Origin of the sequence: Aquimarina rubra (assembly GCF_042684305.1) — a bacterium.
GTDB classification, from domain to species: domain Bacteria; phylum Bacteroidota; class Bacteroidia; order Flavobacteriales; family Flavobacteriaceae; genus Aquimarina; species Aquimarina rubra.
In genome coordinates, this window is sequence record NZ_JBHULE010000035.1 from 311,702 (window position 1) to 324,950 (window position 13,249).

Genomic DNA, 13,249 nt, shown 5'->3' on the forward strand with positions numbered 1-13,249 from the left:
TCCTCAAGTATTTTTGAAAACGTGGTATACCCAAATTATATATATGTTCTAATAAGTTCTGTTTTTGTTTATGTAGTAGGCAATTCAGAACATAATGAATTTATGAAACAGCACTTTTCTACTGCTAGCTATCGCAGAATTATAGTGTTTAATAATGTACTAAAGATTACTCCGTTTGCAGTTTTTTTATTGTATAAAATGTTTTTTTTAGAAGCGCTATTAGTTTGGTTTTTGGCGTTTCTTATTTCATTTATAAAAAAACGAAGTAAAACTTCTGTAATAGTACCTACGCCTTTTGGCAAAAAGCCTCCTGAGTTTATTGTAGGGTTTAGAAAGACATTTTGGGTATTCTTTTTGATCTATGGTCTAACTATCGTAGCTGTGTTTAAGGACAACTTTAATTTAGGGGTATTTGCATTAGTTTCGATTTTCTTTGTTTGCTCCAGTTATTACATGAAACCGGATTCTAGTTTTTATATTTGGGTTCATGCTATGAGTTCTAAAGAATTTCTAAAACATAAAATCTTTATAGCTTTTAGGTATAGTTTACTATTATCATTTCCTGTTTTTTTGATATTGTCATTTTTTTATATCGATCAAATACATATAACCTTGTTTTTTGTGGGTATGGGGTGGCTGTACTTGATGATGTATATATTAGTAAGATATGCGTTTCAGAATCAGGGGTTAGAAATGTTACAAGGAGTCATAGGTGTGTTGTGCCTTTTGTTTCCTCCAATTATGATCATTGCAATACCTTATTTCTATAACAAGGCTAAAAATAATCTAGATCTTTTGTTAAAATGATATACATTAAATCTTTACATAAATATTACGGCAATAAACAGGTACTTAAAGATATTAATCTAGTATTTAATCCTGGAGAAGTTCACGGTGTTGTTGGTGAAAATGGAGCTGGTAAAACTACTTTGTTTAGATCAATTTCCGGAATGGAAAATTATAAGGGAACTATAGATTACACAGGAGGTAACATAAAGAATTCAATGGGTTTTTTACCTACGGATCCATATTTTCTTTCAAAGATAACCGGAAAAGAATATTTACAATTATTGTGTAATGCCAGAAATATTGAAATTACTGATTTTAAAGAAAAAAATATTTTTGATTTGCCACTGCAGCAATATGCTGAAACATATTCTACCGGAATGAAAAAGAAGTTGGCATTGACGGGGATTCTATTGCAAAAGAATGATATTTTTATTTTAGACGAACCATTTAACGGAGTTGATATCCATAGTAATACCATTATCAATCAAGTCTTATTTAAGCTAAAAGAGCTTAATAAGATTGTGGTTTTATCATCGCATATTTTTTCTACGTTGTATGAAACTTGTGATTATTTGCATTATTTAAAAAATGGTAGTATTGTAAAAAGCGCCGATAAATCCGAATTTGGAATTATTGAAAAAGAGATGCAAGCCTCTGGTATTGGGATTAAAATAGATAAGTTGAATTTATAATAATTTCTATTTTAAAACACGATATACAGGATATCTCATATGGGCTTTCTCATAGTTATCAGATTGTTTATGAATCCAATCTAGTTGGGCAAACCAATTTTTGGCAAAAGCAGTATCTTTTTTCTTTTCTTCGAACTTTTGTTTTAACTTTTCATCATGCTTCAATAGTTCTAATGCTTTGTCTTCCCAAACATATGGAGAGAAGCCTTCTTTCTGCTGTAAAATAGTGTCGAAGAAATTCCAGTTAAAGAAAGAATCCGGTGCTTCGGGTTCTAATGTATCTATGAGATATCTAAACCCTTTTTGATCTGTAGGAATGATAATATCTCCTTTTTTAAACGTAATTGTTTCTGTGCCTTTTTCAACAGTGGTTGAATAATGTAAATAATGACCTTCATAAGGCATTTTTCGACTTTTGTATTCTTTGATATGATATAGCTCTACCGATATAGTAGAATCTTTTTCTAATGTTTTGTATGATATTTGGTTGAGGTCTAATTTATCAATCACACTCCACCATCCTTTGGGAATTATGTAAGCGGTTGGTACTTCTATTTCAGTAGTAGGCTTGAAATAGTTTTGGTATCTCACTTCTTTAGAATAGGGTTTGTTTTGGTCGTATTTTAATCGCTTGGCACCCGTAATTTTACTGTTAATGTACGCTCCTTCATATCCTTTAAAACTAAATGTTGATATTTTGGTGGTATCTACGGTCCAATTTACTGGATATGTGTTTTGTTTTGGTAAATCTGCAAAAGCCTGCTCGCGAAGTGATCTGATTTTTTCTCCATCTTTTTCGGTGATGTTAATCATAGATTTCATCAATTCATATGTGCCTTCTACTCTTGGCTTGTAAGGTTTAAGCATATGGGTTTCTACCATCACACCAAGCGTATTCCATAAGGTAGTATATCCAGTAGAATATCGTGGAGAATCCATAAACTGTGTCCAGCCTTTGTCTGGAGTCGTTCCCCAAACATTTACATAAGGTGTAATATCCCAGTTTTTAGTTCTTAATGATGCTTCTAACTGTGGATGCATTTCATTATGTAAATAATCACCAAGAGCTCCATTCAATTTGTTGTGTTGGGTGAATAAATGGGTTAACGTGTATTGATAATCTGCTCCGTTACTTACGTGATTGTCGATGAAAACATCAGGTTGCACTAAATGAAAAATCTTAGCAAAGGTTTGTGCGTTTTTTGTGTCGTTTTTTATAAAATCTCTATTTAGGTCATAATTCCTTGCATTTCCTCTAAACCCATATGTTTTAGGTCCGTTTTGATTGGTACGAGTTCCGGTGTTGCGATTTAACGCACCACCAATGTTATAGATAGGAATAGTTGTTAAGACAGTATTTTTTGGCGCTTCAAAAGTTCCTTTGGCAATATCCCTAAAAAGTAGCATCGTAGCATCAATACCATCACTTTCTCCAGGATGAATTCCGTTATTAATTAATAGGATACGTTTGGTTTTTCTAATTTTTTTAAAGTCAAATACTTTATCAGGATTGAGAGTTACTATATGCAAAGGATTACCGCTATCAGTCATTCCTATTTCTTGAATGTCGATTTCTTGATACGTTTCAGCAAGATTTTGATAATAAGAAATCACTTCCGGGTAGGTTGGTGTTTCAGTACCACCACTTTTTTCGAAAACTGTGGTAAAATTAGTGTTTTCTGCAGTTTTCTTTTCTGAAGTATTACAAGAGATAAATGTTAGTAAGCTGATAGTGAGTAGTGTAATTCGCATAGATGATATGTGTAAGGGATAAATATACTAAGTTTTGCGATTTTTGAATCTTCTACAACGTTTTAGTTAAGCATGAAGGGTAGAATAGCAATTGATTTTGCTTGTCAGGATATAAAATAACTGTATTTTTGCACCCTCAAAATAGACTGATTATGACTGAGTTTGTAAGAAAAAGAGTAGCAAATGCCAAAAATGATATTCTATCCGGTTTAACAGTGGCGTTAGCTTTAGTTCCTGAAGCGGTTGCTTTTGCTTTTGTAGCAGGAGTAGATCCTTTAGTGGGATTATATGCAGCCTTTATGATTGGATTGATCACGTCTATTTTTGGTGGACGTCCGGGAATGATATCAGGAGCTACTGGTGCACTTGCTGTGGTGATGGTGAGTTTGGTAGCCGAAGGAAATGCAATGGGTGCTGAAGGAGAGCAACTCGGATTGTATTATCTTTTTGCTACCGTAATATTAATGGGGGTTATCCAGATGTTAGCAGGTGTTTTAAAGCTTGGTAAATTTGTGCGTTTGATTCCGCATCCGGTAATGATGGGATTTGTGAATGGTTTAGCAATTGTAATTTTTCTTTCTCAGTTGGGGATGTTTAAGGAGTATGTAGAAGGGGAAAAAGTTTGGATGCAAGGATCAAATTTATTCTTAATGCTCGGATTTGTATTATTAACAATGGCTATTATGTGGGGATTACCTAAAATTAAAGCAACGGCTAAATTACCCGAAGCTTTGATTGCAATTTTAGTCGTTTCTGCTATTGTTATTTTAGGAAAGCTAGATGTTGCTACTGTAGGTAGTTTTATCAGAGATGGTGGTGGAGAAGGTCTTAAAGGAGGATTGCCACAGTTTCAGTTTGATATTTTTAATAAAGTGCCAATGACTTGGGAAACATTTAAGTTTATAGCTCCTTATGCATTGATTCTCGCAGCCATTGGTTTGATAGAGTCATTAATGACATTGAATCTAATAGATGAATTAACAGAGACAAGAGGAAATTCTAATAGGGAATGTCTTGCTCAAGGTGGCGCAAATATTGTAACTGGTCTTTTTGGTGGAATGGGAGGTTGTGCCATGATTGGTCAATCTATTATTAATATTAAAGGTGGTGGGCGAACTCGTTTATCCGGAATCGTTGCAGCGGTTACTTTATTGATGTTTATATTGTTTGCCTCGGGATTGATTGAGCAGGTTCCTATTGCAGCATTAGTAGGTGTGATGTTTATGGTAGTGATTGGTACGTTTGCCTGGTCTAGTTTTAGAATATTGACTAAAATACCATTAACCGATGCTATTGTGTTGATTTCGGTTTCCTTACTAACAGTCTTTTTTGATTTAGCAGTGGCGGTAATTGCTGGGGTTATTATGTCTGCATTGGCTTTTGCTTGGGAAAATGCTAAAAAAATCCGTGCAAGAAAACACATCAAAGAAGATGGTACTAAAGTATATGAAATATGGGGCCCATTGTTCTTTGGAAGCATACAGGCCTTTAACTCTAAGTTCGATGTAGCTAATGATCCGGAGAATGTAGAGATTGATTTTATAGAATCACGTGTAAGTGATCACTCTGCACTAGAAGCTATTTTTAATCTAGTTGGTAAATATGAAGAAGCAGGTAAGAAAGTTCGTGTAAAGCATTTGAGCGAAGAATGTCAGGCATTGATGATTAAAGCTTCTCCCAGATTGGCCAATGTCATAGAACACGACATTGATGATCCAAGATACCACGTGATGGCTAAAGCTAAACAATAAATAAAATGTATATTTCGATCATTAAATCGAAATAAGTATTAAATGGATATTCCTTTTGAACCGGTAGTTTTTGGTATTAAAGTGAATATCCATTTGGTTTTAGAATACGCTGCTTTTTTTATTGGATTTCGGTACTATCTAATTCTAAAAAAAGATACAAGAGATCCAATATCTTCTTCGAATAGGTTGTCAATAATTATAGGTGCTGTTTTTGGAGCATTTTTAGGATCTAGAATCATTGGTTTTTTAGAAAATCCTTCTTTTTTGTCGTTTAGCCTGGAGTATCTAGTTCAGTTGTTAAGTGCTAAAACTATTATGGGCGGTCTTTTTGGAGGCTTGCTTGGAGTTGAACTAGCCAAGAAAATAATAGGTGAGAAAAAATCCTCGGGAGACCTATTTACGTTTCCGATTATTCTTGGGATAATTATAGGAAGAGTTGGATGTTTTCTAGCAGGGACTAACGAATTTACCTACGGAAAAGAAACAACTTCTTTTTTAGGAATGGATTTAGGAGATGGTTTGCTAAGATATCCTATTGCACTTTTTGAAGTAATCTTTCTGATATTGTTATGGATTGTTCTTAAGCGATTTCAAAACAAACTCAATTCAGAATCAGGGATGCTTTTTAAATATTTCATGATTTCTTATTTTCTGTTTCGTTTTTTAATAGAGTTTTTAAAACCGAACACTTTTTTAATATTAGGACTTAGTAGTATTCAGTATTTATGTATCTTATGCTTGATATATTATCATAAAACGATCCGAAAATTCTTTTATGCCAACTAGAAATTATACGTACTACGATTTTACATTAAGTTTATGTCCAACCTGCCTTAAGAGAATTGATGCCAAAATTGTTTTTGAAGAAGAAAAGGTTTTTATGCTAAAACGATGTCCAGAACATGGACGATCAAAAGTATTGATAGCGGATGATATTGAGTATTATAAGAATATCAGAAATTATAATAAACCCTCGGAGTTTCCTTATAAATTTAATACAGCAACTGATTATGGATGTCCATACGATTGTGGATTATGTCCTGATCATGAGCAACATTCTTGTTTATCAATCATTGAGGTTACAGATAGATGTAATTTAACGTGTCCAACCTGTTATGCATCCTCATCACCGCATTACGGAAGACATAGAACGCTGGATGAAATAAAAAAAATGTTGGATACTATTGTCGAAAATGAAAAAGAACCCGATGTTGTACAGATTAGTGGAGGTGAGCCGACCATACATCCTCAATTTTTTGAGATCCTTGATTACGCCAAACAATTACCTATTCGACACTTAATGGTAAATACTAATGGAGTCAGAATTGCAAAGGATATTGGTTTTGCAGAACGACTGGCCGAATATATGCCTGATTTTGAAATTTATTTACAGTTTGATTCTCTAAAAGCTGAGGTTTTACAAAAACTGAGAGGAGAAGATCTAACTAAAATTAGGAAACAGGCAATTAATAATTTAAATCAATTTAATCTTTCTACAACTTTAGTAGTTACCTTAGAAAAAGGATTAAATGATTCAGAAATAGGTGATATCATATCTTTTGCTACCCAACAGAAATGTGTGAGAGGAGTAACACTGCAGCCTACTCAAATTGCCGGTCGATTGGAAGATTTTAATACACAGGAAAATCGAATTACTTTGACAGAGGTTCGTAGAAAAATATTAGAGCAGTTTCCTGTTTTTGAATCAGATGATTTAATTCCTGTACCATGTAATCCGGATGCTTTGGTAATGGGTTATGCGTTGAAGGATAAAGATGGAATTATTCCTTTAACACGATATATTAATCCAGCTGATTTATTAGATAACGGTAAAAATACTATAGTTTATGAACAGGACACCGAATTGCACGGTAAAATGCTGGAATTGTTTAGTACCGGAAACTCTGTAGATGTAGCTTCAGAGAATTTGAAATCTATTATGTGTTGTTTGCCAGAGATTGATGCACCGGATCTGGGATACGATAATCTATTTAGAATTATTATTATGCAATTCATTGATGCTTATAATTTTGATGTAAGAGCTGTTAAAAAATCCTGTGTGCATATAGTGAATAAGGATTATAAAATTATCCCTTTTGAAACCATGAATCTATTTTACAGAGATGATAAACAAGAGTATTTAGAAGAATTAAGAAAAGAAACCGTATGATCACAAATTCAATTTTATTAGAGGTAGGAAATCTTGATGGATTAGTATATCTGATCTTATTGATTTTATTAGGTCCACCCATATTTCTGGCACTAATTGGTTTGATTCTTTTTAGAACCAAAAACAGAACGGCAGGAAAAGTGTTTTTTATTCTTGCAGGAGTTTATCTTGTAGTTGGATTAGGGATTTGCGGGGCTATAATAGCTCAAAGTTAGTTTCTTTCTAATAAATATAGATGTTCATTAAGAATTTGGTCTTTGTTCTTGATGTCGAATTCTGGAGCATACATTTTTGATAAATTATATTCATCGGCCTGCTCTTTTAGGGTGTATCCTTCTACTTGATTATAATACGAATTGGGTATTGTCTGGTGAGAAAATGTGTCATTAGTGTCATTATTGCTATCAAAATAATTTAATAACCTTTTATAGACCTCTGTTTTTTCTATTTCAGGTAGATAAGAAACAGAACCTACTATATCTCCAGGATTCTGAAGTTGCTTGAAAACTCTGAAAAGTTTATTGGTGATTTTTCGATTTAAAAAGAATAAAACTCCTTCTAGCAGTATAAACGTAGGTTTTTCTGCAATTAGTTTCTTTAGAGAAATGATCATTTCTTTTTCAGAATCCAAATTAAAATCCAAACTTGTGTAGTGTATATTTCGTTTAGGTAGCTTTCCTTCTTTAGTCCAAAGATGCACCTTTTGTTTTTTATAATCGATAATATCCTTTTTATCAATTTCGATGGTAGAAACTGTGTCGTCCAAAAGGAACTGATACATGCTGAAACCTGCTCCAAAATTGATCAATGTTCCTCCATTATTCTTTTCAAAAAAGGATTTCATTCTTTCATAAAAGAATCTATTTCTGATACTATGTAAAATAGATTCTTCTTTAGATATGTTATTTAGAATACCAGGAATTAGAGCTTCGGTTCTTGCATTATTCCAGAGCTTAGCATACGTATCTTTACTTATGTCCTCATGATAAGAGCGGTATGTAGAAATGATAAAGGCAGTTTCGTGAATTTGCATAATTAAATGTAAGTCATTTAAATTTAATTATAAAAAAAACACCGCTACTTTCAAGCAAAGAAGTAGCGGTGTGCTGAGTTTGATATATTCAAAAAAATTATGGCAATAATCCCGTAATTTGTGTGGTATCTGTTATAATGGTATCTTTTTCTTTTTTGTCATTACTTGCTAATCGAGTACTTTTTTTATCGTCAACAGTAAAACCATTTTTGATCATTAAAGCCTTGTAGAAATCAGTTTTAGTTTCAGTAGTAGCCGTTTTAGTTTTTTTAATTTTGATATCAAAATTATTAACTGCGATTAATGTTTCGTAAAAATCTACTTTGGTATTCTTAACATCAGTAGCTTCTATCTTTAAAGACTCTATAGCTACAGTTTCCTGAGCATTTACATTAGAAAAAGAAAATAAGATGATGATGGTAAGAATGATAGTTTTCATATTTTGGGGCTTAATGAATTTACTTCTTTGTTTGTACCAAATTTACAATCAAATAGTTATGCAAAAAAATGTTTTAGAATCTTTTAGATGAAGCGATAATTTAAATCGATAAACAACACAATTTTTACGGTTTAACCGTATTTTGTATCTAATATTTTTAGCAGTTAAAATCAGATTTAGATTATTTTGGTGATTGAAAATGATCATTTCATCATAATAATTTACTTATTTTCAATAAAATCGGGGTAACACTTCGTTATATGTAATTTATACTTTGTAATTAATGGATTACATTAAACAATATATCGGTTTCATAAATGATTCGTATAGTCTATATGAATGTTAGTTTTTTGAATCCCTTATTCAAAACATCCTTATCTCGTACCTCTAACCAATTATTCAAAATAGAAGCATAAACACTCCTGAAGTCTACACTGTATTTAATATCTCCGTTGGTATCCAGATTGGATAGGTTGGGTAATTCATTATAAATGCCTGCCTTTTTTAGAGAACCACCGATAGCAAGTACATTATTAGCTGCACCGTGATCCGTTCCGCGACTTCCATTTTGTTTTACTCTACGACCAAACTCAGAAAATGTTAGTATCAATGTATCTTGAAACCTGCTGTTCTTTTTAAGATCTTTCACCAAAGCTCCAATAGCTTCAGAGTATGTTTTAAGCAATCTGTCCTGACTATTGAGTTGATTTACGTGACTGTCAAAACCACCAAGCGAACTATAGTATACTCTTGTTTTTAATCCAGACACAATAAAATCAGCTATTGTTTTTAGATTTTTTGCAAATGGTGACTGTGGGTATTCGGTATTGGTTTTATATATTTTGGAAGTTTCATAGATGTAAGATGCAGATGAATAAGTTTCTAGCATTGTTTTGTATAAGTATCCCTGATTATCTTCAGCTAACATGTCTTCATGAGTATTATCTACAAGCTTATTAAAAAAAGGTTCTCTGGTGGTACGGTATAACTGATTAGGATCAGAAACAGCTATACCGTTCATCTGATTTCCCTTCAGGGCAAGAGATAGCGAATTATCTACTTCTATCGCCTGATACGGATGCTGGCAATTGGCATCGAGATATCTGCCTACCCAACCTGTAGATAAATACTGGTTAGTATCACTAGCCGTTTGCCAGATGTCCGTACTTCTAAAATGAGATCTATTAGGATTAGGATATCCTACATTATTAATGATCGATACTTCTCCCTGATCGTATAATTTTGCAATTTCTTTTAGATTATCATTAAATGCTAGATTATCATTGATTTTAATGGTTTGCGCTTCTTTTTTTGCAATATTGGGCCTAAGACTATAATAGATATCGTTATTAATTGGGATAATACTATTAAGTCCATCATTCCCACCAGAAAGTTGAATGATAATCACATTTTTATATCCAGATAATTGATCGGGTGTCAGAAATTCCATTCCTTTTAGAAAAGAAGGGACTAATGCAGTTCCTGATGCAAAAATTGACTTTTTTAAAAAATTTCTTCTGTCCATGATTCTTTAGATGTTAGCAAAGTTGGTATTCTGGTAAGCTCATTAGTTCTATGATGAAGTTTTTAGTGTCTGTTGCATCAAGTTTACCAATTACTGCATTAGCACCAGCTGATAATTTAGGTTGTATGACAAAATCTACTAGTTCTTGTTTGCTCTTTTGTTCTAAAGACGATAGGAAGTTATTCCAATTTGGTGTAGCTTTTACTTTTTTCTGAATTTGTGATTTCATCTTTTTATAAAATTGTTGTCTCATCATCGTTGTGGCTTCTTCATCTGTTTCATTATGCCATTCAATCACTCCATTGTTTAAGGTTACCGAAGCTAATTTCAATCTTAACATTAATGTAGAATTGTCGATCCATGATCTTCCACCTGGCCAACCTGCTACATTAGGTGGAAGAAATAGGGTTTGATTTAACTTGCGCTGAAGATACAATAGGACTTTAGGATCTTTATATGCTACCTTAAAAGGTTTACTAAGTCCCACAATTAATTCTACAGGAGATTTTATTTTGATCCCAATATTTTGAGAATCATAGAACCAATCGCTCATAAAAATCTTTTCCATTAGTGCTTCCAGATTATAATTAGACTCGTAAAAATTAGTTGCTAAGTCTTCAATATGTTTTGGATTTAGTTTTTCGTTTACAAAATATCGATAGATTTTTTCTGTGATATATCTGGCAGTTTGTTTTTGATCTAGAAGAATTTTAATAACGTCTTCTCCGGTAAGATTTCCGGTTTTTTTTAAAACCGTTTTAGATCCGAAGTCGTGTTGATTTTTTCTAAAGACAAAAGAACCATTTTTAGAAAAGTTCCATCCGGTAAAGGCTCTTGCAGCTTCTTTAATATCTTTTTCCGTATATCCATTGTCTCTTCCTAATGTGAAAAGCTCCATGACTTCTCTAGCAAAATTTTCGTTTGGATTATTTTTTCGATTTTGTCGGTTATTAAGGAATAATAACATCGCCGGAGATTTTGAAACTTCCATAAGCATTTCTCCAAAGTTTCCTAGTGCGTGTTTCCTAATTATGTTATTAAGGTGGAGACAGGCTCTTGGAGTTCTTAATCGAACAGCAAAATGATCATGGAAAAATAGTGTCATTTTCTCTCTAAGAACTTGTTTTGTTTCTGTAAGCTGTTTTAACCAAAGCGCATTGAGTTCCAGCATTTTTTGATTGCGAAGCTTTCTTAGTTCCTTACGTTCTTCTCTGGATAAGTTTCTTGGATCTTTAAGTAAATCCCCAAAATCAAGTGAAAGTTCTTTTGTTTCCTTGCTTTCAGAGAATAAACGGTTTATGATTTCTTTTTTAGATAGCTTTCTAACAGATTTCAATTCTGAAGAGGTAATTCCGAAACCGGTTCTCCAATAAAGATGCTGTATCTGTTTATCCGATAAAGAAGTACTCATAATCACAGGTTTTGTATAATAAGACTGTGATTAGGGTTGAAGGTTTAATGAATAGTCCTAACTTTTATGCTGAATAAGATCCCATTTGTTGCCATAAAGATCTTCAAAAACTACAACGGTTCCATAAACTTCCTTTCTAGGTTCTTCAAGAAAAGACACTCCTTTGGATTTCATGTCACTGTAATCCCTCCAAAAATTATCAGTATGAAGAAACAAGAAAACTCTTCCTCCTGTTTGATTTCCAATTGATTTTTCTTGTTCTGGAGTAGCAGCTTCTGCCAGTAGAATTGTAGTCTCAGAATTATTTTCAGGAGCAATGGTAACCCAACGTTTTTTATCACTTAGTTTAGTGTCTTCAATAAGTTTGAAGTTAAGCTTTGCTACATAATAATGAATAGCTTCGTCATAGTTTTTAACGACTAAGGTTATCGCTCCAATATTTCTTTTTACCATTAATCACAGATGGTTTCACTTAAGACAATGGTTTCATCAATGGCATCATTCTGTGTAATATTTTCAGAGAAAATAACAAATCTATCAAGTGCATGAAAGGAAGATCTGGCAGAAACCTCCATCGTATATGTTCCAGGTGTATCAAATTCTACGAAAATATCATGTCCATCATTATCACTTGTAGAGGATTGCCATTTCCATTGATCGGCTGGGCCACTTTTATAGATTTTAAACCAACCATCTTTACTAGAACCATTTGGAGTAGGAGATTGGCCCGTGTCTGCAGGATACACAATGCTTTCTCCTTTCTTTCCATAAAAACCAGATGCATCTGCAAATCGTAACCACGAATCATTGTGTTCTGATCCTGATGTGCCATTGGTCACTCTAGATCTCCAGATAAATCTGTAGGTTCCGGGATTTGTGATTTTTATTTTATAAGTAAGAAGGCCATTGCCGGGAGCGTTTAGAAATTGATTTCCTTTCCAAACTAGATAATGTGTCCCTAGAAATCCGGTAGTTGAGTTTTCTTTTACCCAATCATTATGGTTTTGAATACTTTCAAATTCTACAACAACTAATCCGTCTTTTTCTTCATAAACAGCACTATCGGGATTCTGACAGGTTATAGGACTAATAGTATTGTCATCAGATTCATTATCTGTACTACAAGCTAAAAACAGTGTGATAATAGAAATTATTAGTAGATTACTAATATTAGATGTAGTTTTCATATAGATTTTTTTGGGGTTTAAGGAATTCTACTTTTTTTTCACAATTACGGTATCTGGTACGAGGCCCGTATAATCACCACCATTACGAATCACATCACGAACAATGGATGAAGAGATGTAACTTTTACCTGATGAGGTAAGGAGAAAAACGGTTTCGATCTCGGTCATTTTTCGATTGGTATGTGCGATTGCTTTTTCAAATTCAAAATCCCCAGGATTTCGTAAGCCTCTTAAGATAAATTCTGCGTTTTGCTGTTTACAAAAATCTACCGTAAGTCCTTTATAAGTCATTACCTTAATCTTAGGCTCATTTTTAAATGCTTCTTCAATAAAATGCTTTCGTTCTTCTAAAGAGAACATATATTTCTTTTCGGCATTTACACCGATGGCCAGTATAATTTCATCAAAAAGGGTTAATCCTCTTTCAATAATATCATAATGTCCTAAAGTGATAGGGTCAAATGAACCAGGAAAAACAGCTCTTCTCATAAGTGATTTGT

Annotated in this window: 14 protein-coding genes; 6 read left to right on the forward strand and 8 right to left on the reverse strand. The window is 33.1% G+C overall.

The window, feature by feature from the left end; genetic code table 11:
* The first annotated feature begins 102 nt into the window (after positions 1–102).
* The gene (locus tag ACFSR1_RS21210) at positions 103–807 is read left to right on the forward strand and encodes a hypothetical protein (protein WP_378295034.1); all 705 of its coding nucleotides are present in this window, start codon (positions 103–105) and stop codon (positions 805–807) included.
* The gene (locus ACFSR1_RS21215; RefSeq protein WP_378295035.1) at positions 804–1,481 is read left to right on the forward strand and encodes an ABC transporter ATP-binding protein; all 678 of its coding nucleotides are present in this window, start codon (positions 804–806) and stop codon (positions 1,479–1,481) included. Before ACFSR1_RS21210 ends, ACFSR1_RS21215 begins: the two co-directional genes overlap by 4 nt.
* Positions 1,482–1,487: 6 nt before the next feature.
* Here ACFSR1_RS21215 and ACFSR1_RS21220 read toward each other — a convergent pair whose 3' ends face one another.
* Entirely contained in the window at positions 1,488–3,233 is a 1,746-nt protein-coding gene (locus ACFSR1_RS21220; protein WP_378295036.1) for a M14 family metallopeptidase, read from the reverse strand.
* Between the two features lie 152 nt (positions 3,234–3,385).
* Between ACFSR1_RS21220 and ACFSR1_RS21225 the strand changes: the two genes are divergently transcribed.
* The 4 genes from ACFSR1_RS21225 to ACFSR1_RS21240 are packed head-to-tail and all read left to right on the forward strand — an operon-like array spanning position 3,386 to position 7,369.
* Positions 3,386–4,984, forward strand: coding sequence for a SulP family inorganic anion transporter (locus tag ACFSR1_RS21225; protein ID WP_378295037.1), 1,599 nt, complete (start codon positions 3,386–3,388; stop codon positions 4,982–4,984).
* A gap of 42 nt (positions 4,985–5,026) precedes the next feature.
* Entirely contained in the window at positions 5,027–5,770 is a 744-nt protein-coding gene (locus ACFSR1_RS21230; protein WP_378295038.1) for a prolipoprotein diacylglyceryl transferase, read from the forward strand.
* The gene (locus ACFSR1_RS21235; protein WP_378295039.1) at positions 5,760–7,154 is read left to right on the forward strand and encodes a radical SAM protein; all 1,395 of its coding nucleotides are present in this window, start codon (positions 5,760–5,762) and stop codon (positions 7,152–7,154) included. The genes ACFSR1_RS21230 and ACFSR1_RS21235 overlap by 11 nt, the downstream gene beginning before the upstream one ends.
* A complete protein-coding gene (locus ACFSR1_RS21240; RefSeq protein WP_378295040.1) occupies positions 7,151–7,369 on the forward strand; it encodes a hypothetical protein in 219 nt (72 codons plus the stop codon). The genes ACFSR1_RS21235 and ACFSR1_RS21240 overlap by 4 nt, the downstream gene beginning before the upstream one ends.
* Here ACFSR1_RS21240 and ACFSR1_RS21245 read toward each other — a convergent pair.
* The 7 genes from ACFSR1_RS21245 to coaD form a co-directional block, all read right to left on the reverse strand.
* On the reverse strand, positions 7,366–8,187 hold the full coding sequence (locus ACFSR1_RS21245; protein WP_378295041.1) for a class I SAM-dependent methyltransferase: 822 nt from the start codon (positions 8,185–8,187) through the stop codon (positions 7,366–7,368). The two genes, ACFSR1_RS21240 and ACFSR1_RS21245, sit on opposite strands and share 4 nt — an antisense overlap.
* Positions 8,188–8,284: 97 nt before the next feature.
* On the reverse strand, positions 8,285–8,626 hold the full coding sequence (locus ACFSR1_RS21250) for a hypothetical protein (protein ID WP_378295042.1): 342 nt from the start codon (positions 8,624–8,626) through the stop codon (positions 8,285–8,287).
* A 331-nt stretch (positions 8,627–8,957) separates the two neighbouring features.
* The gene (locus ACFSR1_RS21255; protein WP_378295043.1) at positions 8,958–10,151 is read right to left on the reverse strand and encodes a DUF1501 domain-containing protein; all 1,194 of its coding nucleotides are present in this window, start codon (positions 10,149–10,151) and stop codon (positions 8,958–8,960) included.
* Positions 10,152–10,164: 13 nt separating this feature from the next.
* A complete protein-coding gene (locus tag ACFSR1_RS21260; RefSeq protein WP_378295044.1) occupies positions 10,165–11,562 on the reverse strand; it encodes a DUF1800 domain-containing protein in 1,398 nt (465 codons plus the stop codon).
* Between the two features lie 57 nt (positions 11,563–11,619).
* On the reverse strand, positions 11,620–12,015 hold the full coding sequence (locus ACFSR1_RS21265; RefSeq protein WP_378295045.1) for a VOC family protein: 396 nt from the start codon (positions 12,013–12,015) through the stop codon (positions 11,620–11,622).
* Entirely contained in the window at positions 12,015–12,749 is a 735-nt protein-coding gene (locus ACFSR1_RS21270) for a hypothetical protein (protein ID WP_378295046.1), read from the reverse strand. Before ACFSR1_RS21270 ends, ACFSR1_RS21265 begins: the two co-directional genes overlap by 1 nt.
* A 27-nt stretch (positions 12,750–12,776) precedes the next feature.
* Positions 12,777–13,238: a pantetheine-phosphate adenylyltransferase gene (gene coaD / locus ACFSR1_RS21275; RefSeq protein ID WP_378295047.1), complete on the reverse strand. Its 462-nt coding sequence runs from the start codon at positions 13,236–13,238 to the stop codon at positions 12,777–12,779.
* Positions 13,239–13,249 lie beyond the last annotated feature (11 nt).

What these genes read in the sequence shown, in the direction of transcription:
- ACFSR1_RS21210 (WP_378295034.1), top strand. Translation starts at nt 103, where the DNA reads ATGAAACAGCACTTTTCTACTGCTAGCTATCGCAGAATTATAGTGTTT.
- ACFSR1_RS21215 (WP_378295035.1), top strand. Translation starts at nt 804, where the DNA reads ATGATATACATTAAATCTTTACATAAATATTACGGCAATAAACAGGTA.
- ACFSR1_RS21220 (WP_378295036.1), bottom strand. Translation starts at nt 3,233, where the DNA reads ATGCGAATTACACTACTCACTATCAGCTTACTAACATTTATCTCTTGT.
- ACFSR1_RS21225 (WP_378295037.1), top strand. Translation starts at nt 3,386, where the DNA reads ATGACTGAGTTTGTAAGAAAAAGAGTAGCAAATGCCAAAAATGATATT.
- ACFSR1_RS21230 (WP_378295038.1), top strand. Translation starts at nt 5,027, where the DNA reads ATGGATATTCCTTTTGAACCGGTAGTTTTTGGTATTAAAGTGAATATC.
- ACFSR1_RS21235 (WP_378295039.1), top strand. Translation starts at nt 5,760, where the DNA reads ATGCCAACTAGAAATTATACGTACTACGATTTTACATTAAGTTTATGT.
- ACFSR1_RS21240 (WP_378295040.1), top strand. Translation starts at nt 7,151, where the DNA reads ATGATCACAAATTCAATTTTATTAGAGGTAGGAAATCTTGATGGATTA.
- ACFSR1_RS21245 (WP_378295041.1), bottom strand. Translation starts at nt 8,187, where the DNA reads ATGCAAATTCACGAAACTGCCTTTATCATTTCTACATACCGCTCTTAT.
- ACFSR1_RS21250 (WP_378295042.1), bottom strand. Translation starts at nt 8,626, where the DNA reads ATGAAAACTATCATTCTTACCATCATCATCTTATTTTCTTTTTCTAAT.
- ACFSR1_RS21255 (WP_378295043.1), bottom strand. Translation starts at nt 10,151, where the DNA reads ATGGACAGAAGAAATTTTTTAAAAAAGTCAATTTTTGCATCAGGAACT.
- ACFSR1_RS21260 (WP_378295044.1), bottom strand. Translation starts at nt 11,562, where the DNA reads ATGAGTACTTCTTTATCGGATAAACAGATACAGCATCTTTATTGGAGA.
- ACFSR1_RS21265 (WP_378295045.1), bottom strand. Translation starts at nt 12,015, where the DNA reads ATGGTAAAAAGAAATATTGGAGCGATAACCTTAGTCGTTAAAAACTAT.
- ACFSR1_RS21270 (WP_378295046.1), bottom strand. Translation starts at nt 12,749, where the DNA reads ATGAAAACTACATCTAATATTAGTAATCTACTAATAATTTCTATTATC.
- coaD (WP_378295047.1), bottom strand. Translation starts at nt 13,238, where the DNA reads ATGAGAAGAGCTGTTTTTCCTGGTTCATTTGACCCTATCACTTTAGGA.